Origin of the sequence: Arthrobacter oryzae, assembly GCF_030812315.1 — a bacterium.
Taxonomy (GTDB): domain Bacteria; phylum Actinomycetota; class Actinomycetes; order Actinomycetales; family Micrococcaceae; genus Arthrobacter; species Arthrobacter oryzae_B.
The window spans coordinates 168272-190801 of the sequence record NZ_JAUSSM010000002.1; the positions used below are offsets into that span (position 1 = coordinate 168272).

General features: G+C 66.2%; 21 protein-coding genes. 11 read left to right on the forward strand and 10 right to left on the reverse strand.

Features of this window, described 5'->3' with window-relative positions; all coding sequences use genetic code 11:
* Positions 1 to 90: 90 nt before the first annotated feature.
* The gene (locus J2S97_RS04180) at positions 91 to 1269 is read left to right on the forward strand and encodes an acyltransferase family protein (protein ID WP_307046894.1); all 1179 of its coding nucleotides are present in this window, start codon (positions 91 to 93) and stop codon (positions 1267 to 1269) included.
* Here J2S97_RS04180 and J2S97_RS04185 read toward each other — a convergent pair.
* From J2S97_RS04185 to J2S97_RS04210, 6 genes are all read right to left on the reverse strand, one after another.
* Positions 1250 to 2464: a VWA domain-containing protein gene (locus tag J2S97_RS04185; RefSeq protein WP_307046896.1), complete on the reverse strand. Its 1215-nt coding sequence runs from the start codon at positions 2462 to 2464 to the stop codon at positions 1250 to 1252. The genes J2S97_RS04180 and J2S97_RS04185 overlap by 20 nt on opposite strands.
* Positions 2461 to 4767, reverse strand: a complete 2307-nt coding sequence (locus J2S97_RS04190; RefSeq protein WP_307046898.1) for a DUF5682 family protein — start codon at positions 4765 to 4767, stop codon at positions 2461 to 2463. Before J2S97_RS04190 ends, J2S97_RS04185 begins: the two co-directional genes overlap by 4 nt.
* A gap of 3 nt (positions 4768 to 4770) precedes the next feature.
* Entirely contained in the window at positions 4771 to 5880 is a 1110-nt protein-coding gene (locus tag J2S97_RS04195) for an ATP-binding protein (RefSeq protein WP_307046899.1), read from the reverse strand.
* Positions 5877 to 7367: a DUF5691 domain-containing protein gene (locus tag J2S97_RS04200; RefSeq protein WP_307046901.1), complete on the reverse strand. Its 1491-nt coding sequence runs from the start codon at positions 7365 to 7367 to the stop codon at positions 5877 to 5879. The genes J2S97_RS04195 and J2S97_RS04200 overlap by 4 nt, the downstream gene beginning before the upstream one ends.
* Entirely contained in the window at positions 7364 to 8662 is a 1299-nt protein-coding gene (locus J2S97_RS04205; protein ID WP_307046902.1) for an SWIM zinc finger family protein, read from the reverse strand. The genes J2S97_RS04200 and J2S97_RS04205 overlap by 4 nt, the downstream gene beginning before the upstream one ends.
* A 94-nt stretch (positions 8663 to 8756) precedes the next feature.
* Positions 8757 to 9296 (reverse strand): dihydrofolate reductase family protein, encoded by a 540-nt coding sequence (locus J2S97_RS04210; protein WP_307046903.1) that lies wholly within the window; start codon positions 9294 to 9296, stop codon positions 8757 to 8759.
* 173 nt (positions 9297 to 9469) lie between these two features.
* Here J2S97_RS04210 and J2S97_RS04215 point away from each other — a divergent pair, with 173 nt between their 5' ends.
* Positions 9470 to 10417 carry a 5'-3' exonuclease gene (locus J2S97_RS04215; RefSeq protein WP_307046905.1) on the forward strand — a complete coding sequence of 316 codons (948 nt, stop codon included), beginning with the start codon at positions 9470 to 9472 and terminating at the stop codon, positions 10415 to 10417.
* On the opposite strand, the gene J2S97_RS04220 is transcribed toward J2S97_RS04215, so the two are convergent.
* The 3 genes from J2S97_RS04220 to J2S97_RS04230 form a co-directional block, all read right to left on the reverse strand.
* Positions 10371 to 10706: a helix-turn-helix domain-containing protein gene (locus tag J2S97_RS04220; RefSeq protein ID WP_307046909.1), complete on the reverse strand. Its 336-nt coding sequence runs from the start codon at positions 10704 to 10706 to the stop codon at positions 10371 to 10373. The two genes, J2S97_RS04215 and J2S97_RS04220, sit on opposite strands and share 47 nt — an antisense overlap.
* Before the next feature lie 111 nt (positions 10707 to 10817).
* Positions 10818 to 11855 carry a LacI family DNA-binding transcriptional regulator gene (locus J2S97_RS04225; RefSeq protein ID WP_307046913.1) on the reverse strand — a complete coding sequence of 346 codons (1038 nt, stop codon included), beginning with the start codon at positions 11853 to 11855 and terminating at the stop codon, positions 10818 to 10820.
* A gap of 99 nt (positions 11856 to 11954) precedes the next feature.
* Positions 11955 to 13403 (reverse strand): sugar porter family MFS transporter, encoded by a 1449-nt coding sequence (locus J2S97_RS04230; RefSeq protein ID WP_307046916.1) that lies wholly within the window; start codon positions 13401 to 13403, stop codon positions 11955 to 11957.
* Between the two features lie 242 nt (positions 13404 to 13645).
* Here J2S97_RS04230 and J2S97_RS04235 point away from each other — a divergent pair, with 242 nt between their 5' ends.
* Both J2S97_RS04235 and J2S97_RS04240 read left to right on the forward strand, forming a co-directional pair.
* Complete coding sequence (locus J2S97_RS04235; RefSeq protein WP_307046918.1) at positions 13646 to 14110, forward strand: GatB/YqeY domain-containing protein; 465 nt, start codon at positions 13646 to 13648, stop codon at positions 14108 to 14110.
* A 140-nt stretch (positions 14111 to 14250) separates the two neighbouring features.
* Positions 14251 to 15525, forward strand: coding sequence for an MFS transporter (locus J2S97_RS04240; RefSeq protein WP_307047742.1), 1275 nt, complete (start codon positions 14251 to 14253; stop codon positions 15523 to 15525).
* A gap of 25 nt (positions 15526 to 15550) precedes the next feature.
* Here the strand turns inward: J2S97_RS04240 and J2S97_RS04245 are convergent, their stop codons facing one another.
* On the reverse strand, positions 15551 to 15889 hold the full coding sequence (locus J2S97_RS04245) for a hypothetical protein (RefSeq protein WP_307046919.1): 339 nt from the start codon (positions 15887 to 15889) through the stop codon (positions 15551 to 15553).
* Between the two features lie 160 nt (positions 15890 to 16049).
* Here J2S97_RS04245 and J2S97_RS04250 point away from each other — a divergent pair, with 160 nt between their 5' ends.
* The 7 genes from J2S97_RS04250 to J2S97_RS04280 all read left to right on the forward strand — a co-directional run bounded on the left by J2S97_RS04250 (position 16050) and on the right by J2S97_RS04280 (position 22513).
* Positions 16050 to 17093, forward strand: a complete 1044-nt coding sequence (locus tag J2S97_RS04250; protein WP_307046920.1) for an MsnO8 family LLM class oxidoreductase — start codon at positions 16050 to 16052, stop codon at positions 17091 to 17093.
* 94 nt (positions 17094 to 17187) lie between these two features.
* On the forward strand, positions 17188 to 19029 hold the full coding sequence (gene ggt / locus J2S97_RS04255; protein WP_307046921.1) for a gamma-glutamyltransferase: 1842 nt from the start codon (positions 17188 to 17190) through the stop codon (positions 19027 to 19029).
* Positions 19030 to 19042: 13 nt separating this feature from the next.
* Positions 19043 to 19639 (forward strand): SRPBCC family protein, encoded by a 597-nt coding sequence (locus J2S97_RS04260; RefSeq protein ID WP_307046922.1) that lies wholly within the window; start codon positions 19043 to 19045, stop codon positions 19637 to 19639.
* 29 nt (positions 19640 to 19668) lie between these two features.
* Positions 19669 to 19881 carry a hypothetical protein gene (locus J2S97_RS04265; RefSeq protein WP_307046924.1) on the forward strand — a complete coding sequence of 71 codons (213 nt, stop codon included), beginning with the start codon at positions 19669 to 19671 and terminating at the stop codon, positions 19879 to 19881.
* 40 nt (positions 19882 to 19921) lie between these two features.
* Positions 19922 to 20260 (forward strand): hypothetical protein, encoded by a 339-nt coding sequence (locus J2S97_RS04270; protein ID WP_307046926.1) that lies wholly within the window; start codon positions 19922 to 19924, stop codon positions 20258 to 20260.
* 158 nt (positions 20261 to 20418) lie between these two features.
* Positions 20419 to 21858 (forward strand): APC family permease, encoded by a 1440-nt coding sequence (locus J2S97_RS04275; protein ID WP_307046927.1) that lies wholly within the window; start codon positions 20419 to 20421, stop codon positions 21856 to 21858.
* A gap of 274 nt (positions 21859 to 22132) precedes the next feature.
* Positions 22133 to 22513, forward strand: a complete 381-nt coding sequence (locus tag J2S97_RS04280) for a VOC family protein (protein ID WP_307046930.1) — start codon at positions 22133 to 22135, stop codon at positions 22511 to 22513.
* The last annotated feature ends 17 nt before the right edge of the window (positions 22514 to 22530 follow it).

The following is a 22530-nucleotide window of genomic DNA, read 5'->3' on the forward strand; positions in this document are numbered from 1 at the left end:
CGCACTCAAATCCATGACAGCAGGCAAGTGCCGGTTATTGCCTTGATTCAGCTGATCTTTGAACCGGCCAGGGATAGCTACGGGAGGCATATGACGTTGCTGGTTGGTGGAACAGTCGAGACGGACACCCGGCAGAGCGCCGGACAAAGCGCCGAACTGAGCCTCGGACAAACTACAGCGCGCCAGAGGCTGGACGGCCTCGATGTGCTTCGCGGGTCTGCCGTTGGCGCCGTCCTGCTGGGACATTCATGGCCGGGGGTATTTCAAGGTGCCGGCATCGTCGGCGTCATTGCCTTCTTCGTGCTGAGCGGTTACCTGATCACAGGCGTCCTGCTGAGGGATATCGAACGGCATCGCAAAGTCCGTTATGGCCGCTTTTACGCGCATCGGGCCTTCCGCCTGTTGCCGGCGCTCATCGCCTTCCTTGGCGTCTATGCCTTCGTGGAACTGACAGCCGACGTGCTCGGGGACCGTTCGAAGGGCATCATCGGCTATACACTCCTCGCCGGTTTCGGCTACCTCAAGGACCTGCCGCTGCCCTTCGACGTCAGCATGGCCATCGGACCGCTCTGGACCTTGGCGGTGGAAGAACAGTTCTATCTGATCTGGCCGGCGCTGCTGGTCATCGCCCTCCGGAGGAACCGCCAGGGACGGCTGATCGGCTGGTCTGCCGCCGTCGTCCTTTTGCTGATGACTGCCACCGTGCTGGCGATGCTGATCCTGGCTCCGAACCTTCATTCCCTGGTCTACGCGCTTCCGACGACGTGGGGTCTCGGACTGGTCATCGGTTCGGCGGTGCGCCTGTACAGGGTCCGGATGTTCAGCTGGTTCTCCGGCCCCCGGCCCAGACGGGCGGCCCTGTTTGGCTCGATCTTTGTCCTCGCCGCGTTGGTGTTCATCCCCAAGGCCAACGAATCGCCGGCCTTCTTCTTCGTCGGCGGCCCGCTGGCCATGGCTGCCGCGGCCGTCCTGGTAATACTGGCCGCCTCCCGGCCACGCCCCATGCCCAGATGGACGCGTGCGTTGCAGCTTCTGGGTATGGTTTCCTACGCGGCCTACCTCTGGAACTACATTGTGATCCTCTGGCTCAATGACGGATCAACAGCGGACCTGCCGCCACTGGTGGCCGTGACCGCAATCCTGCTGACCCTGCTGCTGGCTGTCATCAGTTGGCACACCGTCGAAAGGCTGGGACGCATCGGGCGCGACCGCTTCGACAAGTACTACCAGGCCAGGGTCGACGCCCGCACTACTTTTCGTGGCTCGTAGCGATGTCGTGCGAGGCGGCCCATTCGCTGACGTCCCGGCGTTCGATCGCGGCCGCCATCAGCTCGGGAAAAAGATCCGGGGTGCAGGCGAAGGCCGGGACGCCGATTCCGGCGAGGGCCGCGGCGTGGTTCGAATCGAACGTCGGATGGCCGCTGTCGCTCAGGGCCAGTAGGGCGATCAAGGTGGCTCCTGATCCGACGATCGCGGCGGCTCGCCGCAGCATCTCCTCGGCGATTCCGCCCTCGTAGAGATCGCTGATCAATACCAGAATCGTCTCTGTCGGCTGGGTGATCTTGTCCTGGCAGTAGGCGAGCGCCCGGTTGATGTCCGTGCCGCCGCCGAGTTGCACGCCGAACAGCACATCCACCGGATCATCCATGTCATCAGTCAGGTCCACCACCTCGGTGTCAAAAACCACCAGCCGGGTGCGGACGGACCTCAGTGAGCTGAGCACCGCCCCGAAAACGCTGGAATACACCACCGATTCGGCCATGGATCCGGACTGGTCGATGCACAGGATGATCTCTCGCTGCACTTCGGTGCTGCGCCGCGCGTAACCCACCAGCCGCTCGGGCACCACGGTGCGATAGTCGGGCTGGTAGTTCTTGAGGTTCGCGGCAATGGTGCGGTTCCAGTCGATGTCCCGATGCCGGGGCCGCCGGGTGCGCGCGGCCCGGTTCAGGGCTCCGGAGACGGCTTGGACCGTCTTGGCTCGCAAGCGATCCTCCAACTCGCTGGTCACCTGCCGGACCACCGCCCTCGCAGTCTCTCGGGAATGCTCGGGGATGACGCGGCCGAGTCCGACAAGCGTGCTGACCAGGCTGATATCGGGCTGCACCGTGCGGAGCATCTCCGGTTCGAGGAGCAGCTGCCGCAGGCCGAGCCGGTCCATGGCGTCGGCCTGCATCACTTGGACCACGGTGGACGGGAAGTAGCCCCGAATGTCGCCGAGCCACCGGGCCACCCGTGGGCTGGACGCACCAAGGCCCCCCGGTCCGGTTTTCGTGGCCCCGTACAGGTCCTCCAGGGCCTTGTCACGGCGGGCATCACCGGCCGAGAGCAGCACTCGCTGACCATCGTCGGTGGTGATGCCGTCGGCCTCGTGCCCGCCGAGCACCAGGCGCCAGCGGTTAAGCCGGCCGCGGCCGTCGCGGCCGTCGCGGCCGTCGCGGCTGTCAGTCTTCGCGTCGCTCACGCGATCGCCTCCCATCCCAGATACCTGGCCATTGTGCGGATAGCCGGACCCGCACCACGGAGATCAAGCATGGTCCCACCCGGGCCCTGCGCGGGCGCGCGTCCACGGCTCACCTGCTCGCCGATCTCCCGGCGCTCAGGACGGCTGAAGGCGGAAAATGTCCTCCGCAGCAGGGGCAGGACGTCGTCGAAGACCTCGTCCTGCACTCCGGCGACCCAATCGTCGACGAGCTGCAGGAGGCGTCGATCGTGAATCAGCAGCACTGCGTCGCCGGACAAGAGACCGTCCAGCCACGCGGCGGCCTCGGGCGCCGGCGTGGCGACCGAGAGCCGTCGGCTGAGCCGGGCCGCGACCTCATCGCGCTCCACCAGGCCCGCGTCCAGCAGCAGACGCGTTGCCCGGCCGGCGACCGACCCGTGGATCCGGTCCGAACCGGCAACGGCAGCCAACGCCCGGTGCCAGTCGTCCAGAGACAGCTCGGGCAACAATGACAAGCCGTATTGCGCTGAGTCGATGGCGTGCCGCATTGCGGTGGCGGCAGCATCGTCCAGTCCGGCGCAGGCGGTGGGCAGGCCGACGCAGGCCCGTACAAGCGTAGCGTCGAGGATCCTCTGCACGCCGGTGACGTCCACTCCGCGTACATTGCCGTAACGGCAGGTCCGGGCCAGCGGGGCTAAGGTTTCCAGCAGCGGGACCACATCCTGCTGCAGTGCGGTTCGCTCGGCCAGTACCGACACCACTGCGCTGATTCCGTCCGGCAGATCGGCTAGCAGGCAACTGGCGAGCAGCTCACTGAGGTCGGCCAGGCTGCCGGCAACCAGGGCGCGTTCTGCCACAGAAGTCGCCGCGGCCGTTGCGATGGTGGTGCCGTAGCGGCTGGCGTCCACCACTGCGACCGCGAGTTCCGGCTGCCAGAGGAGTGTCCAAGCTTCCTTGAAGGTGCCTGTGGTGCGGCCGGTGTCGGCGGGTGTACCCCAGTTGATGCCGAGCAGGGCCAGCCGGTGCAGCAGGACCGAGCGGGCCAGCTGAGTCGGCTTGCGGAGGTCGATTGTGAGGAGCTCTTCCAGCGCACTGGGCTGCAGCCGCAGTCGGCGCTGGGTGGCTGCAAGGTCAGCAGCCAGTGGGAGGGTGGGCGCGGACTCCGGCACGTTGCCTAGATCGTGTCCAACAGTGAGCTCGCGGTGCACCAGTGCCAGTGGGAGGGGTGAACCGTCACAGAGAACGGCCTGCGCGGCGTCATCCAGCTCCGCCAGGCCGGGGCTGGGGCGGCCGCGGACGGCGGCGAGGGCGTTGGCCATCCGGCTGGCCTCCACCACCGAGGCCGTTGAAGCGTCGAGCTTTTCCCGGCGCAGGGTTTGTGCGACCCTAACCAGCCATGTGGTGGCCACATCATCCGTGGAGTCCTTGGCAGTCCAGTGGGCGAAGAGGTGCTGGTACCAGCCAGGCGCCGTGACGCCCGCCCCGTACCCGGTTTGCAGGCTGAGCCGGTCCGACGTCCACGGCACCCATGTGACAGCCACCTTGGTCTTGGGCAAACCGGCCAGAACTTTATTGTCCGCCGACGCCGGAGGGAAGTCCGCCGGAACCAGCGCGGGGGCGTGATAGGCGCCGCACACCACAGCGATCCGCGCGTGCCCCTCGCGGATCGCGGCGCGCAGCAGCCGCCGCATCGCAGCTTCGCGCCGGCCGTTCTCGACGACGTCGGGGTGGCCGTCGGGCCGGTCGTCAACGGCGCGGATCTCAGCGATGGCCTCTGTAATTGCCGCGAACCTAACGAGGGGGTCGGCAATGCGGTGTTCGACGGCGTCCTCCCACCACCGCTCCGCATCGCCGTATCCGGCAGCCCGGGCCAGCAGCGCAATCGCATCGGGCCGGTAGGGCTGGTGCGGCGGGGCAGCGGGTTCGACGTCGTCCACTGCGGCGCCCTCGTGTGGCGGGTCCGGCGGCTCTACAGGCACCCCGGCAGGAACCGCGGCTACGTGCAGCGCGAAGCTGTTCGCCGCGGGAAGGTCAATTGTCCGCACCGGGGTTCCCGTCGACGCCGCCCAGCGGAACGCCACCCACTCCGGGGAAAATTCCGCAAGCGGGTAGAACGACGCCAGCCTGGGCTGATCGGCCGCGTAGATGAGTGCCGCGACCGGGGGAACCATCGCCGGATCGGAAACGAGCGGGACAATCTGGTCGAGCTCGGGCGGGCCCTCGATCAGCACCAGGTCCGGCCGGAGGGTCGCCAGGGCCTCGGCGACGGAGCGCGCTGAGCCGGGCCCATGGTGCCGGATCCCCAGGATGTGGACGTCTGTCATTGATCAGTTCGAGGTCTCGAAGTCGCGGCAGGCCCGGTAGAGGTCCTTCCACTCGGGCCGGTTGCGGACCACGGTTTCCAGGTACTCCTGCCAAATCACGCGGTCCTGGACGGGATCCTTGACCACCGCGCCGACCAGGCTGGCCGCCACGTCCTCGGCGCGGACGCTGCCGTCACCGAAGTGGGCTGCCAAAGACAGGCCATTCGTCATGACCGAGATCGCTTCTGCGGTGGACAGGGTTGCGGACGGCGATTTGAGGGTGGTGCGCTGATCCTGCGTCACGCCGGCGCGCAGTTCCCGCATCACCGTGACCACCCGGCGGATCTCCGACAGCGCCGCAAGATCGGCCGGAAGCTCGAGAGCCGCGCCAAGGCTGCGTACGCGGGTGGTGACAATCTCGACCTCCTGGTCCAGGCTGTCAGGCAGCGGCAACACCACGGTGTTGAACCGGCGCCGCAGCGCCGACGACAGGTCGTTGACGCCCTTGTCGCGGTTATTCGCTGTGGCAATGACGTTGAATCCCTTGATCGCCTGAACCTCTGCGTTGAGTTCGGGGATGGGCAGGGTCTTCTCGCTCATGATCGTGATGAGGGAATCCTGCACGTCGGACGGGATCCGGGTGAGTTCTTCCACCCGCACCAGGCTGCCGGACTCCATGGCCCGCATCACCGGCCCGGCCACAAGAGCCGCCCGGGACGGGCCGTCGGCCAGCAGCCTTGCGTAATTCCAGCCGTAACGCAACGCCTCCTCCGGCGTGCCTGCGGTGCCCTGCACCACCAACGTGGAAGTGCCCGAGATGGCCGCCGCCAGGTGCTCGCCGAGCCAGGTCTTGGCCGTCCCCGGCACCCCGAGCAGCAGCAGGCCACGGTCAGTGGCAAGGGACGCCACGGCGATTTCCACCAGCCGGGTCGATCCCAGGTATTTCGGGCTGACCTGTGTACCGTCGGGCAGCGTACCGCCAAGGATGTAGGTGGCCACTGCCCAGGGGGACAGCCGCCAGCTGGGCGGCCGGGGACGATCGTCGACGGCGGCCAGGGCCTGGAGTTCGTCGGCGTAGGCGGTTTCCGCATGGGCGCGGAGAATTTCCGGGGCAGCAGTCTGGGCATCGGTCATTGGAAAGCCTCCGTCAGCGATTGTCGGAATGATTGGTATTGCACGACGTCACGAAACACGCGACGCCGGGGGGCGTCGTCGTCGGAACGTTGCAGCAAGCGGCGGCACTGGTCTGCCGTGTCGGGCGGCAGCGCCATCGGCAGGAACCCGGTCAGCATTGTCGCCAGCTGGCCGCCGTTCTTTCCGGCGAGCAGCTCCAGGACTGCGGCGGCCAAGGACACGCCCCATGGCCTCGGCAGCCCCCGCAGCAAGGGGACCAGCACCAGCGGCTGCGCAGTGCCGCTGCGGATGTGGCGCAGGAGCGCGTCCTCCTGTTCGGCTGCGGGCAGGCAGCCCAGCAGCCGCGCGTCTGTGCGCATATCGAGCAGCGCGCGTACCCACTCAGCGTCGGCGCGGAGGGCCGCGGTGGAGACTATCGTGTCGATCACGCGCGGTTCGCCGTCAAGCATTGCCAGTGTTGCGGCCTTGCTGCGGTTGGCCGCCTCCGTCCAAACGTCGAGCGGGGCCGCGCGGATGATCGTGTCCAGCCGTCCCAGCCGGTCAGGTTCCCCACTGCGAGGGACAGGGGCGAGCCCGTCGCGCAGGGCAGTGGAGTCCGGATCGGGTGGCAGGTCGATCTCGAACTGCTTCCGCAGTATGCCTTTCACGCGCAGCAGAGGCTTGAGCCGGGCAGCCATGCGGTCGGCGCGTGCGCTCCCGGGGAGCCTGTCCAGCAGGTCGGCGGCGACGTCCCGCACGGTCTTTGCTTTATCGTCCAGCGCATTTTCCAGCAGGTCTTCGTCGGCGGGTCCGAGGTTGATGGCGAAGGCGGCCAGATGGGCGGCGCGTTCCTTGGCGCTGAGCGTGTTCCAGTGCGCGTGCAGCCGGTCGCGTGCGGCGCCCGGGTCGCTGCGCCGGAGCCGTTCCAGTTCCGCTGTGGCGTCAGCCGTCCTGAGCTCTGCCCAGTCGACCGTTGCCGCGGTGCCCCCACCGGAACCCTGTGGAGCGGGCACCTGTGGCCCTGCCGGCCCGGAACCGTGTTGCCTGACGCCCTGAAGCCAGCGGCCCCGGGTTCCGATCGCCGGATGCAGGTGCTCCGCCACGGCCGGCTTTGCGTCAGCCAGGGCAAGCAGTCCAGGGAGCAGGCGGTGCGGAACCCGCTGACCGGAAGCAGCCGCAAACTGCAGCCAGTCTGCCACCAGCTGCGTCCGCAGTTCCGGTCCAACCGGAGGCTGGCTGAGTAACAGGTCCAACAGCCGCACGGCTTCAGCGGAGGCCTGCGGGGCGTCATCCGGGGGTGCCGGATCCGGAAACGTTGCAGTGTCCGCCACGCTGGGGCGGCGGGCAGCGCGGGTGACGACATCGGCCAATGCCGCCTGGTCGAGCAGCAACTCCTCGCGCGACAGGCCATCGCGCGGGCGGAAGTCCAACTCCGGGGCTGGAGCCGGCGCCGGGTGCCGCCCCGTGCCGACGAGCGCTGAACTGCGGAGGTCTGCCAGCCAGGTCATGGCGTCACCACAGCCCCATGGACGACGACGGACAGCGGCCGCACGCGCCCCTCCTCCAGTTCTCCAAACATGTGGACCGGATGGCTGCCGGTAAGTGCCAGCAGGGAGTCCAAGGACGCGCCGACCAGGGGGAGGGAGTCGCCGGAGCCGTCCCGCAGCCAGCCAGGGCCAGCCGGACAGACGCGGACGCCGGCCAACAGCACCGGGTGGCGGTCACGCCACGGCGACAGCGCGACCGCAGCAGATTCCATGTCCAACGCTTCGGCAATGCTGCAACCTTCGCCGAGGCTATCCACCAGTCCCCGCGGGGACAACGAGCCGGTAAACATCGCCCGCTGCGGTTCGGAGCCGGGATACCGTGCAACAGTGACGTCCAACAGGGCGCCCGCGAGCTGGGGTGTTGCGAGTGCTTCACCTTGGGCAGCAAAATCGAGCACGAGCACCACCGTTCCGTCAGGTCCGCGAAGCCAGGTACGTTGCTGCTGGAGCCGACCGTCATCGCTGCGGTGGGCACCGAGCACCAGCCACGGACCGGGGAACGCCTCAGACGACTGGACCTCGGCTGACGCCATTGCCCACCCTACTGCCACCCGGAGGTCGGCAAACTCTGCGGGGGTCAGCTCGTCCCGTTTGTTCCAGGCTTTGGTCATTGCCCACCAGCGGCCGGTCCGCAGGAGCAGGTGGTCCGCCCAATCGGCCCGGGCATGGACATCCGACCCCATGGCCCGCACCTGCTCGGCCAGACCCGGGAGCTGGGCGTCGACCAGGCGCCCTGCCACACCATCCCACCAGGAATACGGCTGGTTGTGGGCGGACGCAAGGCCGGTCCGGACAAGATCCGTCAGCCAGCGGGCGAAGTCGGCGATCCCCGCATCCATCAGCGTCAGCCTGTCGGCCAGCCGCTTGGCCTGTGCGGCAGGATCCGTCTGCTGCGCCGACTGGCGGTGCTCCCTGGCCGCGGCCCGATCCGCCCGCTGGGCTGCCCATTCCTCTGCGAAGTCGGCGGTAACCGAGCCGCCGTCGGCCATTTCGCCCCGGGACCACAGAAGAAGCAGCGCCAGGGCATGTTTGCACGGGAACTTCCGGCTCGGGCATGAGCACCGGTACGCGGGGGCGGCAATGTCCACGCTCACCTGATAGGGCGACTTTCCGCTGCCCTGGCACTTGCCCCAGACCAGGACGTCGTTGCTGCCTGTTTCGGACCAGGGACCCGGACGTGCCAGCTTTCGGGCGGCTGCCAGGGAAGGTGCGTCGGGCGCGGCGCCGGTCACCCTCTCCTCGCTCCAACGCCCCATGAAGCACATTCTGCCTGACGCCCCCGGATCCGCAAGAGATGAGCGGCGGTGTGGCGGCGACGTGGAGCCGCGCCTGACCCGCCGTCGAAGCTGCTCAGGCCGCTGCGGGTTTCATCCGCAGCGCCAGCATTCCGCCGTCGAGAAGCCGCTGTTCGACGATCCGCAGCGTGTGCCGGTTTCCGTCCTCCGGTAACGTCTTTTTGCCCTGCCCGAGCACGATGGGGGAGATTAGCAGCACGTACTCGTCGACCAGGTTCTCAGCCATGAGCATCCTGACGAGCGTCGGGCTTCCCCACACGATCACGTTCTCCCGTTCGCGAAGGGCTCGGACCCGGCCCGGTACGTCGTCGGCGATGATCGTGCTGTTGTTCCAGTCCGCGTGTTCCAGCGTGGTCGACACGACGTACTTGGGCATGGCATTGAACTTGTCGGCGGTGAAGTCGCCCGATCGCGACGGCCAGGCGGAGGCGAATCCGTCGTAGGTGATCCGGCCGAGCAGCATCGAGTCGGCCTCGGCCAGCACTTCGTCGTTGAACGCGCCGGTGGCGTCGCTGAAGAACGGGCCTGACCAAAGGTGGGGCTCCTCGGCGACGTTATCGAGAGTGGTAAAGGCTGTAACGGTGAGCTTGCCCATGAAGATCTCCTTCAGCTGAGAGGCATCCCTTCGGCGCGCTTCAAGTCTAACCACGGGCTTTGGGCCGCAACAGGGGCCGGGAGTCCAGCCCTCACCGGTGCCGGACAAGCAGTCATGCTGAACATAAACGTTGAGATCCTTCTCGATGCCACGCGGCCGTGTCAGGATCAGTTATGGTCCATCGTCTGATGCTTCTCGATACCGCGTCGCTGTACTTTCGAGCCTTCTATGGCGTGCCCGACACGATCCGCCGCGCCGACGGAACGCCGGTGAACGCCGTCCGCGGCCTGCTCGACATGATTGCGCGGCTCACAACCGACTACGATACGACGCATCTCGTTGCGTGCTGGGACGACAATTGGCGGCCGCAGTGGCGGGTGGACCTCCTCCCGAGCTACAAGTCGCATCGGGTGGCCCAGATCGTGGCCGGCGCCGCGGATGTGGAAGTCGTGCCGGACGCGCTCGAGGCGCAGATTCCGATGATCCGGCGTGTGCTCGACCTCGCCGGCATCGCCGTTGTAGGGGTCGCAGATCATGAGGCCGACGACGTCATCGGCACCTACGCCAGCCACGCCGGGCTTCCCGTTGACGTGGTGACGGGCGACCGTGATCTCTTCCAGCTCGTCAGCGACGACCGTCAGGTGCGGGTGATCTACACCGCACGCGGGATGAGGAACCTCGAAGTCCTGACCGACGTCGTAGTGGTCGGCAAGTACCGTGTGCTGCCTGAACAGTATGCCGACTACGCGACCCTCCGCGGCGATGCGTCTGACGGGCTGCCGGGCGTCGCCGGAATCGGCGAGAAGACCGCCGCATCGCTGCTCGCCGAGCACGGCACCCTCGACGGGCTGCTTGCGGCGGCCGCTGACGGGGCAGCCGGGGTGTCCGCCTCTGTGAGGTCCAAGCTGGCCGCGGCCGCCGACTACCTCGAAGTCGCACCCACCGTTGTCAGGGTGGTGCGTGACCTCGAGGTGCCGACCCTCGAGGAGGCGGGCGCGCAGCTGCGCCCTGTGGTCGGCGAGTCGCGCGCCGAACTGGAAAGTCTCGCCACCGAGTGGAACCTCGGCGGCTCGGTCAGGCGGCTCCTCGACGCGCTTGACCTGCGAGATCCATCGTCATGAGGCGCAGCCAGAGCCAGAGCCGCTTTTGCGGGGCGTCCAGATCAAGGTTGAAGTCCTTGGCCAGCCGTGAGACCCGGTAGCGCACGGTGTTGTTGTGCACATGCAGGCGTTCCGCCATCGCGGAGATGCTTCCGTTCGAAGCCGGGTATGCCCGCAGGGTGTCCAGATAGTCGGTTTGCTGTTCGGCATCGCTTGTCTGGATCCTGGTGATGTCGTCGACGTCGGACAGTCCTGTGTCGGCTATGAACGCACCGATTTCATGTGCTCGGGCGTCCCCGGAATGCACCATCCCGGCCCCGCTGCCATCCCATAGCCAGTCCAGGGATTGGGCTCACGAATGATCTCCCGGCCAAGGTCCCGCCTGATGCGTCAACAAGCACGCAGGCGGGGCCTTGGTGCGTCAGCCGCTCGAGGCTGGCGCGGTGCTGTTACGGATGACCAGTTCCGGGGTCAGGACGTCCGTGCGTTGCGGCAGGGAGGGGTCGGCGATGCGTTCGAGGAGCAGTTGGGCGGCGCGGATGCCCACGTCACGGCTTACGGGGTCCACGCTGGTCAGTGAAAGGTGCCGGATTCCTGCCAAATAGGTGTTGTCGTATCCGACAAGGGAGAGTTGCGACGGCACGCTCATGCCATGATCGTCGGCGGCCGAGAGGGCCCCGACGGCGAGGACGTCGTTCGCGGCGAGCACTGCGGTGGGAGGCCTTCCGGATTCGATGAGGCTGTTCATCGCCTCGAAGCCGGAATGTTCACTCAGGTCGGTCTGCACCACGCGGATGAGACCCTGGAGGCCGTGACGGGCCATCGTGTCCTGATAGGAGCTTTCCCTCAGCGCGGCCGACCCGGTAGGGGCCGTGAGGAATGTGATGTCGTGGTGGCCGAGGCTGATCAGGTGTTCGACGGCCATGCGTGCTCCGGCGACGTCGTCGTTGGTGACGAGATCCGCCGAGGGTAGCTGGAAGGCGCGGGCACCGACAACGACGGTCGGAGTTTGAGCGGCTGCCAGCATGAGGTCTTTGTCGGGCTGGATATCGCCGGCGATGATGAGCCCGTCCACACGGAGTTCCATGAACGGCGACAAGGGGCTTTCCCCAGGCCGGGCGAGGTATTTCGGGTCACTGAGGACCATGCGCAGGTTTTGCTCACCCAGTACGCTCTGGAGCCCGTCGAGCAGTTCCACGAACCAGGGGTTGGCCAGGTCCTCGAGCAGAACACCTATGATCCGCGTGCGGCCGCTGGCCAGCCAACGGGCAGCGTTGCTTGGCCGGTAATCGAGGGATGCCATGGCCTCGGCAACAGCCTGCCTTTTCTCCGTGCTGACCTTGGGGGAGCCGCGCAGGACAAGCGAAACGAGGGCGCGGGAGACGCCGGCTACCCGCGCGACGTCGTAAATGGTGGCGCGTTTGGCTGCATCCTGTTGTTTCAGTTCGCTCTCCGGCAAGTCGTCCCTTTCCTGCCAGCAAGCGTATCGCGGGCGGAGCGGCAGCCTGCCGCCCCGCCCGCGATCGTCATAGTGGCCTGGCCGTCGGGACGCCGACCGTCACTGGGCTGACGCCTTCTCGCCTGACGACGTCGGCGGGGCGATGACTGGCAGGCTGCCTGTGCGGAAGTGTACCTCCAGTTCTTCCAGTGAATGTCCCTTCGTTTCGGGGACAAATTTGGACACGAAGACCAGGGAAGCGACGTTCACCAGGACGAAGACCGCGAAGGTTCCGGTGGAGCCCAGGGCGACCACGAGGATCGGGAAGAGGAAGGAGATGGCGGCGTTCACGGTCCAGAGGGCAAAGACGGCGATCCCCATGGCGAAGCCGCGGATTGCCATCGGGAAGATCTCTGAAAGAAGCAGCCAGACGCAGGTGCCGATGAAGCACTGGACGAAAGCGACGAACAGCATCATGGCGGCAAGGATGGTGTAGCTGACGAAGTCCGACTGCGGCAGCGTGAAGACCACGGTGAGGATGGTTTGGGAGGCAACGACACCGGAGAATCCGATGACCAGCATGCGGCGCCGGCCGATGAAGCCGAGCAAGTAGATGCCCAGGACAGTCATCAGCACCGATGTCACGCCTACAGCGACAGTGGCCACCAGTGACGCGCTGACGCCAAGTCCGCTGCGCTCCAGGATCGAGGGTGCGTAGTAGTTCACTGTGTTGATGCCCGTTGCCTGCTGGACAACGGCGAGCCCGATGCCGATCCAGAGGAGCTTGCGCATCCACGGGTTGTTCTTCAGGTCGCGCCACGCATGGGATCGTTCATTCCGCGCGGTGGTGGCGGATTCGACGATTTCCTTGTATTCGAAATCGGCTTCCTCCGGGCTGCGGCTGAGGTCGAGGATGCGGCGGCTGTCAGCAAAACGGTCCCGGAGCGCGAACCAGCGGGGCGATTCGGGTAGGACGAGCATTCCGATCAGCAGTGCGATGGCGGGGATGGATGCCACGCCCAGCATGAGTCGCCAGACCTGCGGGTCGTGGATGAGCGCGTCAAGCAGGGCGTTGATAACAAAGGCGAGCATCTGGCCGGTCACGATCATGAGTTCGTTGATGGTGACCATTCGGCCGCGCAGGTGGGCGGGTGCCATTTCGGCCAGGTAGAGGGGGCAGGTTACGGCAGCGGCGCCGACGCCGAGGCCCAGGATGACGCGGGCCACCACCATGAAGCCGACCGTCGGGGCCATCGCACAGCCCAGGGCGCCGACCAGGAAGAGCAGTGCGCAAACGAGGAGCGTGCCGCGCCGGCCGAGTGAGTCTGCCAGCCGGCCGCCGCTGAGCGCACCGACCGCCGCCCCCGGGAACAGCAGGGCGCTGACTACGGTGGCCTCTTCAACGGGGCTCATGTTGAGCGAGTCCTGCATATAGAGCAACGCACCGGAGATCACTCCTGTGTCGTAGCCGAACAGAAGGCCACCCAGAGTGGAGATGACGGTAAGGCGGGTGAGATACCCGCGATGTTTGGAGCCCGGTGCTGTTGGGCGTGCTGCGTGCAACGACATTGTTGACTTCCTCGGATCGTTTGGCCCGAACGTCTGGACCGTTGGTAGGGGATTTCCGGCGAGTGCGCCAGTCACGTGCCAACAACGTTAGAGCGCTCTAACGCCACAGTCTACACTTTGTAATGACATAAGGTCAAACTCGCTTGGCGATCTGTCCTATCTGGCCGGGCCGTGCTGTCGAACGTCGCGTCGTAGCAGCGATCGGGGACAATGGAAACAAAGCCAAACGAAACGAGAACACCATGACCACCCTCAAAGAACGCCTCCACGGCGACGTCGTGACCCATATGAAGGACCGGAACAAGGTTGCTCTCACCACGGTGCGCAACGTCCTTGGCGAGATCGAAACACGTGAGAAGTCCGGCAAGACCCCGGTGGAACTGGACGACGCCCAGGTGACGGCCCTGCTCCAGAAGGAAGCAGCCAAGCGCCGCGACACCGCAAAAATCTACACCGAAGCCGGTGAGCCGGACCGGGCTGCCGCCGAAATCGCCGAAGCCGAGGTCATTGAGGCCTACCTGCCCAGAGCCCTGACACGCGATGAGGTCGAAACCATCGTCGACGAGACCATCGCAGCGCTGAAGGCCGACGGCCAGGAGCCGTCGATGCGCCAGATGGGCGCGGTCATGAAGCCGGTCACCGCCAAGGTCGCCGGACGCTTCGACGGCAAGACCGTCAGCGAGCTCGTCCGGAGCCGCCTCGCCTAATCTCCGCCGAAAGTCCACACAAGTCCCGCACGGGGCCCGCGCACAAGCAGCCGACCGCGTCCGCTCTGGTGCGCGGGGGCTAACGGGACGAGAATGGGCTCGTGCTTCCCCCTCTCCCTAATGGCGGGGACGCCGACGCGATGAACGCCGACGCCCGAAAGATTCAGCGTATCTACCTCACGTTGACGCTGGGGAATACCCTTGCCGCCTCCTTCATCTGGGGGATTAACACCCTCTTCCTCCTCGATGCCGGACTCAGCAACCTTGAAGCCTTCGCCGCGAACGCCTTCTTCACTGCCGGCATGGTGCTGTTCGAGGTGCCCACCGGAGTAGTGGCCGACGGCTGGGGGCGCCGCGTTTCATTCCTGCTCGGCACGGTGACCCTGGCCGGATCGACCTACCTTTACTACTTGCTCTGGCAGCTTTCGGCCCCGTTCTGGTCGTGGGCCGTGGTCTCGGTTTTGCTCGGACTGGGATTCACGTTTTTCTCCGGTGCGGTCGAGGCCTGGCTCGTGGATGCCCTGCGGTTCTCAGGCTATGAAGGCGGCCTGGAGGCGGTGCTCGGGCGCGGCGTGATGGTGTCGGGCGTCGCTATGCTCGCCGGGTCGGTGGCGGGCGGTGTGATAGCACAGGTCACCGACCTCGGCGTGCCGTTCCTGCTGCGGGTCGGTGTGCTCCTGGCCATGTTTGGCGTTGCCTTTTGGCTCATGCACGACGTCGGGTTCACGCCGGAACGCTCCACCCACCCACTTCGGGCGACACGTGCCGTTCTGTCTGCCTCGATTGAGAACGGTTTGAAAAATCCGCCGGTGCGTTACGTGATGCTTGCCGCGCCGTTCAGCGCCGGCGTCGGGATTTATGTGTTTTACGCCCTGCAGCCGTACCTGCTCGAGCTGTTCGGAGACCCGCGTGCGTATTCCGTGGCGGGTCTGGCGGCCGCCATCGTAGCCGGAGCCGAAGTGCTCGGCGGGTGGGTGGCGCCCCGCATCCGGCGGCTCGTCCGCAAACGCACCACAGTGCTGATTCTGAGTGGCGGCGTGAGCGCGCTTATCCTCGTGGTGCTCGGGTTCACCCGCGTGTTCTGGGCGGCGCTGGCGCTGCTGGCGCTCTGGGCGCTCGTCGACGCAGCGGGCGGCCCGGTGCGGCAGGCCTACCTGAACGACATGATTGCCTCGAAGCAGCGGGCAACAGTCCTTAGCTTCGACTCGCTGATTGGATCAGGCGGCGGCGTGGTGGTCCAGCCGCTGCTCGGCCGGGCGGCCGATGTCTACGGCTACCCGGCCTCGCTGGCGATCGGCGGCGTGATTCAGCTGATCGCCGTGCCGTTCCTGCTGGCGAGCCGCAGGCAGGGCCCCCCGGCCGACCTCGCCAGCGCCGCGGCCGGCACGGCGAGCGCGGAATCCCCGCCGCCGTAGTGCCGACTCTTAGCGAGCCCTGCGACTAGTTGCAGAGCTGCCCGAACGTAGTGCCGGCCTCCTGGTAGTCAGCTGTCAGCGTGGCGAGCTTCTCTTCGTCGGGGCTCTCCTTCGCGGACTCGTCGGCCCACGCCACGATTGCTTCCACGGAGGGCTTCAGCTCGTCCGAGGCGCCACTGATGACCGGGCGTAGCCGGTTGGCGAGGATGTTCATTCCGGTCTTGCCGGCGCTGGCGCTGGGGTTGGACACAACGATCTTGATCCGGTCGCAGGTTTGTTCGGTGGTCAGTTTCGCCGGCGCCGAGCACGCGGACGCGGAGAGGATGAGGCCGGCGGCGAGCAGGGCCGTGGTGAGTTTCTTCATGGTTCCCTTGGTAGATGCTGGAGCTTTGATTGTAAGCAGATCCTGCAGTGCAGGCTGTGTAACCCCGTCGTCGATGACGGAGCCCGCGTTGCCTGAACGCACTCGACGCGGCGCCCCGCGGCAAAGGGAATTCCTTCCCGGGCAGGGTGGTTCCAGCAGTATGCCCCTTCCCCGGATCTCCCTTCTTGACCGCGCCAACTCCCTGGACGGGCTTGCTGCCGCAGAAACCCTGAACCGGGTCCTGGAGCGCGCCCAACGGGCTGAGGAACTGGGCTACCACCGCTTCTGGGTGGCAGAACACCACGCGGTCCCGGGCATTGCCGGCTCCGCTCCGGCGGTGCTGATGGCCGCCATTGCCGGGCGGACCAGCTCCATCCGCGTCGGTTCGGGCGGGATCATGCTCCCCAACCACCAACCCCTTGTGGTGGCAGAGCAGGCGGCGACCTTGGAGGCCCTTCACCCCGGGCGAATCGACCTGGGTGTCGGCCGGTCAGTGGGGTTCACACCGGCAGTCCGGAGCGCGCTGTGCGCCGGAAAACCGGAGGCTGAGCTGTTCGAAAACGACCTGGGCCAGCTCCTGGACTACCTCTCCGGAACAGCGCCCATCACTGCACGGCCACAGAACGATTCGGCGACGCCCGTGTTCGTGCTCGCGAATGGTCCGGGAGTCGACATTGCAGCCCGGGCCGGCCTGGGTGTGGTGCTGGGAGGCCCCGCCGTCTTTCGACCGGATCCGAGCGGGAAACTACCGGCCCTGGAACGGTACCGTGCCCTGTTCCGTCCGTCACGATGGTTCGGCAGGCCGTTCGTCATGATTTCCGCCAATGTGGCCGTAGGCCCCAGCCGCCAGGCCGCAAGGGAGCTGCTCCTGCCCGAAGCCGTTGCGCTTGCCCGTTCCAGGACAACAGGCGAATTCGCTCCGCTGGGTCCGGTGGGTCCGGCGGAATGGACGGGACTGACCACGCGGGAGTCGGAAGCTGTTGAAAGCAGTCTGTCCGACTCGGTATACGGTACGGCCGCCGAAGTCCGGTTCCAGCTGGAACGCCTGTTCACAGCGTCCGCTGCCGACGAGTTGCTGGTCACAGGCGGTTCTTTCAGCCTCGCAGGCCAGTCCGAATCGGACCGGCTCCTGGCCGGAATCTTTCCGGCGGAAGGCCAGCGATCCCATCAGGGCACCGATGCGAAGCGGCTCCTGCCCCGCTGACCCAGGCCTTCGGGAAAGTGTTGAAGGTCGCACTGCCGCGGAGTAACGTGACCATCACCCCTCCAGCTCGCATCACCCTGACTCGGGAGCGACCATGCCTAATGTGAGAAGTCGAATTGCCGCCCTCACGGCGGCTCTGGCCATGAGCGTGACGGGCGGCGCGGTCGCCGGTCCGGCGTTCGCCGATCCGGGGGACGTCGTTCCGCCCGAGATCAAGAAGACCGCAACCGCCACCGGGTACGGCGGCGCGGTGAGCACCGTGGACCCGGAGGCATCCGCCGCCGCAATCGAGATCCTCCGCGACGGCGGCAACGCGGCGGACGCCGCCGTCGCCGCAGCCGCGACCCTGGGCGTAACCGAGCCGTACAGCGCCGGGATCGGCGGCGGGGGCTACTTCGTCTTCTACAACGCAAGGAACGGCAGGGTCGGCACCATCGACGGCCGTGAAACCGCCCCGGCGGCCATGCCGAACGACGCCTTCATCGACCCCGCCACCAGCCAGCCCTACCGCTTTACGCCGGAGCTCGTCACGAGCGGCGTCTCGGTCGGCGTTCCCGGCACACCGGCCACCTGGGATCGTGCGCTCAAGCGCTGGGGCACCTTGGACCTGGACGATGCCCTGGAACCGGCCATCGACGTTGCGAGCCGGGGCTTCCTGGTTGACGAAACGTTCCGTCAGCAGACCCTGGACAACAAGGACCGCTTTGCGGCGTTCACCTCGACAAGCAGCCTCTTCCTCCCGGGCGGCGACGCACCCGCCGTCGGCAGCGTCTTGAAAAACCCCGACCTCGCCGCGACGTACGAGCTCCTCGCGGACAAGGGTACGGACGGCTTCTACGGCGGCCCGCTGGCGGAAGAGATCGTGGCCACCGTGAAGGCCCCGCCCAAGGCGGCCGGAACGACGTTGCCCGTCCCTGTCGGATACATGGAGACGAAGGACCTAGCCACCTACCGCGCCCTGGACCAGGCACCCACGCACGTCGAATACCGCGGCCTGGACGTTTACGGCATGGCGCCGTCGAGCAGCGGGGGAACCACCGTCGGCGAGGCGCTGAACATCCTGGATACGTCCAATCTTTCCGAAATGGCCAAGCCGGCCGCCCTGCACCACTACCTTGAGGCGAGCGCACTCGCCTTCGCCGACCGTGCCAAGTACGTAGGCGACCCGGCGTTTGTCGACGTCCCCACCGAGGAACTCACCGATCCGCTGTTCGGCAAGGAACGCGCGTGCCAGATCAACCCGGCCGGGGCCGCGAAGAAGCCCGTCGGGCCGGGGGATGTCTCCTCGTACGACGGCGCGTGCCCGGCGGCCGCCGCGGCGCCCGCCGATGAGAAGGACACCGAGAACATTTCGACCACGAACCTGACGGTCGCGGACAGGTGGGGAAACGTGGTGGAGTACACGCTCACCATCGAGCAGACCGGTGGCTCCGGCATCGTCGTCCCCGGCCGCGGATTCCTGCTCAACAACGAGCTGACCGACTTCTCCACCGTGTATGACGAGAACGATCCGAACCGGATCCAGCCGGGAAAGCGCCCGCGCTCCTCGATGTCGCCGACCATCATCCTGAAGGACGGTGATCCGTACCTCGCCCTCGGCTCGCCCGGCGGATCGACGATCATCACCACCGTCCTGCAGACCATCGTGAACCGCGTGGACCTGGGAATGAACATCTCCGATGCTGTTGCGGCGCCGCGCGCATCGCAGCGGAACACAGCCAACGTGACGGCAGAGCCTGGGTTTATCGAGGTCTACGGAAGCGAGCTGACGCCGTACGGTCACGCGTTCACCCCCTCGGGTGATGCATTCACATCGGCAGCAGAGATCGGTGCGGCGACCGCCATTGAATTCCTGCCCGACGGGCGAATGGTCGCCGCGGCCGAGCCAGTGCGGCGCGGCGGAGGCTCGGCGATGGTCGTCAAACCGTCGCCGTAACCTGGCGGCCGCCATGGGCAGCGCGGACTACCAATTCCTGACGGTCTGGCGGGTGGCCGGCACTCCGGAGGACGTCGCGGCCATCCTTGGCGATGCCAGCTCGCTTCCCCGTTGGTGGCCGTCGGTCTATCTTGCCGTCGAACCTGAGGGCCGGACGCCAGAGAGCGGCCTGGGTCCCTGCATCCCCAGCCCTGTTCGCCTGCACACGAAAGGCTGGCTACCCTACACACTCCGCTGGACCCTGACCGTCACCGAGCCCGTCACCAGGCGCGGATTCGCTCTCACCGCTTCCGGTGACCTGAACGGAACAGGCCGTTGGACGTTCGAGCAGGACGGACCGGAGACGGTGATCACCTACGACTGGCGGGTTAGGGCAGAAAAGCCGGTGCTGCGTCGTTTGAGCTGGCTCCTGAAACCGGCATTCGCTGCCAACCACCGGTGGGCGATGGCCCGTGGCCAGGAGAGTCTCGCCCTTGAGCTCCGACGCCGGCGGCACGGTGATGACGCGCAGGCGGTCCCGCCGCCTCCGGGCGCCACGTTCCGGCAGCTGTTGCACCACAAAACCAGCGGCCGCGGGCGGCGGCGTCCCGGTTCGCGGGAACGGGAGTAGGGTTTGCCATAGCTGACGAAGGGGTCCACATGAGCTACAAGTTTCGTACCGTCCGGGTTCGCGGCACTGACCTCGTTGGGACGATTGCGCGCAAGCACGGGAGCGGGGCCGAAATCTACGAAACCTCAAAGGACCCGAGCACCTCAGTTGTTCCGGTGTTCTTCGCAGCAACCGGCGAAGTCCGATTCTTCGACAGGTCAATGCTGGAGGACGTCGTGACGCCTTCCGGCGAGCACCCATAAGGCATCCGCGGGGCTGTCATCAGGGCGTAAGGTGGCCATCATGACGGAATCTGCCGAGAATGTCAGGGCGGCCACGGCCTCACACAGCCATCTGTTCCCAGGTGCAGTAATCCGCATTGCCCCCGCTGGCTCGGAAGCGGGCGTGGGCTTCGTGTCGCTGGGGTTGACGGTCGTATTTTCCGACGGCGCGAGTTCACACGCTGAGCTCGTCCTAGGACCGGACACGGCAGACGCGCAGGGCGAGGCCGCCCTGATTGTCAGCGAATACGCTACCGCGGCGGGCACTTCCATTCCTCAGAAGATGTGGATAATCGCCGAGAGATCTTTCCGCCACGGTGCCCTGAACCTTCGCATAGGCCCCCGGCTTCCGCTCGAATGAACCCGTGAAACCTGGCCTGGTTTTCGACGTGCCTGGAAACGGCTCATAGGTTGTTGCCAAACCGATCCGAGAGGGCCACAGTGAAGTAGATCACAACCAGGTCGGGGTCCGGCCGCGGTTCCAAGTAAGAACCGTGAAACCCGCTGCGGAGGTCCAGCATGAGCGCGACGACAAACGAAGTGTTCGACGCTACGCCCGAGGGCGACGCACCCGAGCTGAAACGGGTCCTCGGACCCAAGCTCCTGCTCCTCTTCATTGTCGGCGACATCCTCGGCGCCGGCGTTTACGCCGTGACTGGCACAATGGCCGGAACCGTCGGCGGCATCGTCTGGCTGCCATTCCTCCTGGCCTTCATCGTCGCGACGCTCACGGCGTTCTCCTACCTGGAGCTGGTCACCCAGTACCCCCAGGCGGCCGGCGCGGCGCTTTACACCCACAAGGCGTTCGGTATCCACTTCGTCACCTTCCTGGTCGCGTTCGCCGTCGTCTGTTCCGGCATCACCAGCGCCTCCACCTCGGCCAACGTGCTGGCCCAGAACTTTTTCGGCGGCCTCGAGATCAACGGCTGGATGGGCCTGCCCGGACAGGGCGTGATCACTGCGGTGGCGATGGGGTTCATGCTGCTGCTGGCACTGATCAACCTGCGCGGTGTGGGCGAGAGCGTGAAGTTCAACGTGGTGCTGACAATCGTCGAGATGACCGCGTTGTGCATTGTGATCGGCGTCGGCTTCTACGTCATGACGCAGGGCACCGGGAACGCGGGGGAGATCTTCGTCTTCAACGACTACCAGGACAAGGGACTGTTCCTGGCGGTCACCGCGGCAACCTCGATCGCCTTCTTTGCGATGGTCGGGTTCGAGGACTCCGTGAACATGGTGGAGGAGGTTCAGCACCCGGAGAAGATCTTCCCCCGGACCATGCTGACTGGCCTTGGCGTTGCCGTGATCCTCTACATGCTGGTGGCCGTGTCCGTGGTCAGCGTGCTCTCTCCTACCGAGCTGGAGAACATCAGGGAGGCCGAAGGTGCCGCGCTCCTTGAAGTGGTGCACAAGGGCTCACCGGACTTCCCGATCGACAGGATCTTCCCGTTCCTGGCGGTGTTCGCTGTCGCCAACACCGCGCTGATCAACATGCTGATGGCCAGCCGCCTGATCTACGGCATGGCACGCCAGCATGTCCTGCCCCGGCCACTCGGAAAGGTCCTGCCGGGGCGCCGCACCCCGTGGGCCGGGATCCTGTTCTCCACCGTGCTGGCGCTGGGCCTGATCTGGTACGTCACGTCCGACCCGGAGAGCAACATCGTGGCCAACCTCTCCGGCACTACCGCGTTCCTGCTGCTGTGCGTGTTCACCGTCGTCAACGTGGCCTGCGTTGTCCTTCGCGGCAAGCGGGATCCCAACCGCAAAGTGTTCTTCACGTCTCCGGGACAGTTGCCGCTTGTCGCCGCGCTGCTGTGTGCCTTCCTCGCCGGCCCGTGGGTGGGCCGAAACGTCATCCAGTACCAGATCGCCGGCGGGCTGATGGCGATCGGCGTCGTGCTGTGGTTCATCACCTGGCTGATCAACAGGCGGACCAACACCGGAACTGACTCCCGGTGACGCCTGTCAGTTGGGGACTATCCGCGCATGACTGCTCCGTGCCCGGCCATCCGTCGTCCTATATCCGGGAAGGTGCATCTGCGGCCATAATGGCGATATGAACGCCGGGGAGACTCTCGTGCAGGCCGTTGACACAGGCGCGGACACCCCCTCGACAGTCCCGGTGCATTCGCAAAATGGCGAAAGCCGGGTGCCGGGTAGAGCCGGCAACGCCGCCTCGCAGGCGCCGCCTTCGGGGCGAATATCTCCACCCCTCAACTAAGGAGAATTCATCATGCTCAAGGATCGTGAGGTCGCCGCGGTGCTCCCGGCTAAGGACATTGCCAGGGCACGTGATTTCTATCAGAACGTGCTGGGACTCGACGCCCCGGACGTCTTGGACGACCAAAACCTGATGTACCGCTGCGGGAACGGAACGACATTCCTGCTGTACCAGACCGACAACGCCGGCACCGCGAAAAACACCCAGATGGGCTGGAACACGGACAACATCGAAGCCGAGATGGAAGAACTGCGGGGCCGCGGCGTCACCTTCGAGGAATACGACTTTCCCGGCCTGAAGACTGAAAACGGCATCGCTACCGATGACGTCGGCAAAGCTGCCTGGTTCCTGGACACCGAGGGCAACATCCTGAATATCTTCCAGAGCAAGTAGCCTCATTTCCCTGCGAG

Excerpts from the sequence above, each read along its gene's own strand:
- J2S97_RS04210 (WP_307046903.1), bottom strand. The coding sequence starts at position 9,296 with ATGGGCAAGCTCACCGTTACAGCCTTTACCACTCTCGATAACGTCGCC.
- J2S97_RS04195 (WP_307046899.1), bottom strand. The coding sequence starts at position 5,880 with ATGACCGATGCCCAGACTGCTGCCCCGGAAATTCTCCGCGCCCATGCG.
- J2S97_RS04250 (WP_307046920.1), top strand. The coding sequence starts at position 16,050 with ATGCCCCTTCCCCGGATCTCCCTTCTTGACCGCGCCAACTCCCTGGAC.
- J2S97_RS04270 (WP_307046926.1), top strand. The coding sequence starts at position 19,922 with ATGACGGAATCTGCCGAGAATGTCAGGGCGGCCACGGCCTCACACAGC.
- J2S97_RS04260 (WP_307046922.1), top strand. The coding sequence starts at position 19,043 with ATGGGCAGCGCGGACTACCAATTCCTGACGGTCTGGCGGGTGGCCGGC.
- J2S97_RS04220 (WP_307046909.1), bottom strand. The coding sequence starts at position 10,706 with ATGGTGCATTCCGGGGACGCCCGAGCACATGAAATCGGTGCGTTCATA.
- J2S97_RS04205 (WP_307046902.1), bottom strand. The coding sequence starts at position 8,662 with ATGGGGCGTTGGAGCGAGGAGAGGGTGACCGGCGCCGCGCCCGACGCA.
- J2S97_RS04245 (WP_307046919.1), bottom strand. The coding sequence starts at position 15,889 with ATGAAGAAACTCACCACGGCCCTGCTCGCCGCCGGCCTCATCCTCTCC.
- ggt (WP_307046921.1), top strand. The coding sequence starts at position 17,188 with ATGCCTAATGTGAGAAGTCGAATTGCCGCCCTCACGGCGGCTCTGGCC.
- J2S97_RS04280 (WP_307046930.1), top strand. The coding sequence starts at position 22,133 with ATGCTCAAGGATCGTGAGGTCGCCGCGGTGCTCCCGGCTAAGGACATT.
- J2S97_RS04215 (WP_307046905.1), top strand. The coding sequence starts at position 9,470 with ATGGTCCATCGTCTGATGCTTCTCGATACCGCGTCGCTGTACTTTCGA.
- J2S97_RS04235 (WP_307046918.1), top strand. The coding sequence starts at position 13,646 with ATGACCACCCTCAAAGAACGCCTCCACGGCGACGTCGTGACCCATATG.
- J2S97_RS04265 (WP_307046924.1), top strand. The coding sequence starts at position 19,669 with ATGAGCTACAAGTTTCGTACCGTCCGGGTTCGCGGCACTGACCTCGTT.
- J2S97_RS04190 (WP_307046898.1), bottom strand. The coding sequence starts at position 4,767 with ATGACAGACGTCCACATCCTGGGGATCCGGCACCATGGGCCCGGCTCA.
- J2S97_RS04240 (WP_307047742.1), top strand. The coding sequence starts at position 14,251 with ATGAACGCCGACGCCCGAAAGATTCAGCGTATCTACCTCACGTTGACG.
- J2S97_RS04200 (WP_307046901.1), bottom strand. The coding sequence starts at position 7,367 with ATGACCTGGCTGGCAGACCTCCGCAGTTCAGCGCTCGTCGGCACGGGG.
- J2S97_RS04230 (WP_307046916.1), bottom strand. The coding sequence starts at position 13,403 with ATGTCGTTGCACGCAGCACGCCCAACAGCACCGGGCTCCAAACATCGC.
- J2S97_RS04180 (WP_307046894.1), top strand. The coding sequence starts at position 91 with ATGACGTTGCTGGTTGGTGGAACAGTCGAGACGGACACCCGGCAGAGC.
- J2S97_RS04275 (WP_307046927.1), top strand. The coding sequence starts at position 20,419 with ATGAGCGCGACGACAAACGAAGTGTTCGACGCTACGCCCGAGGGCGAC.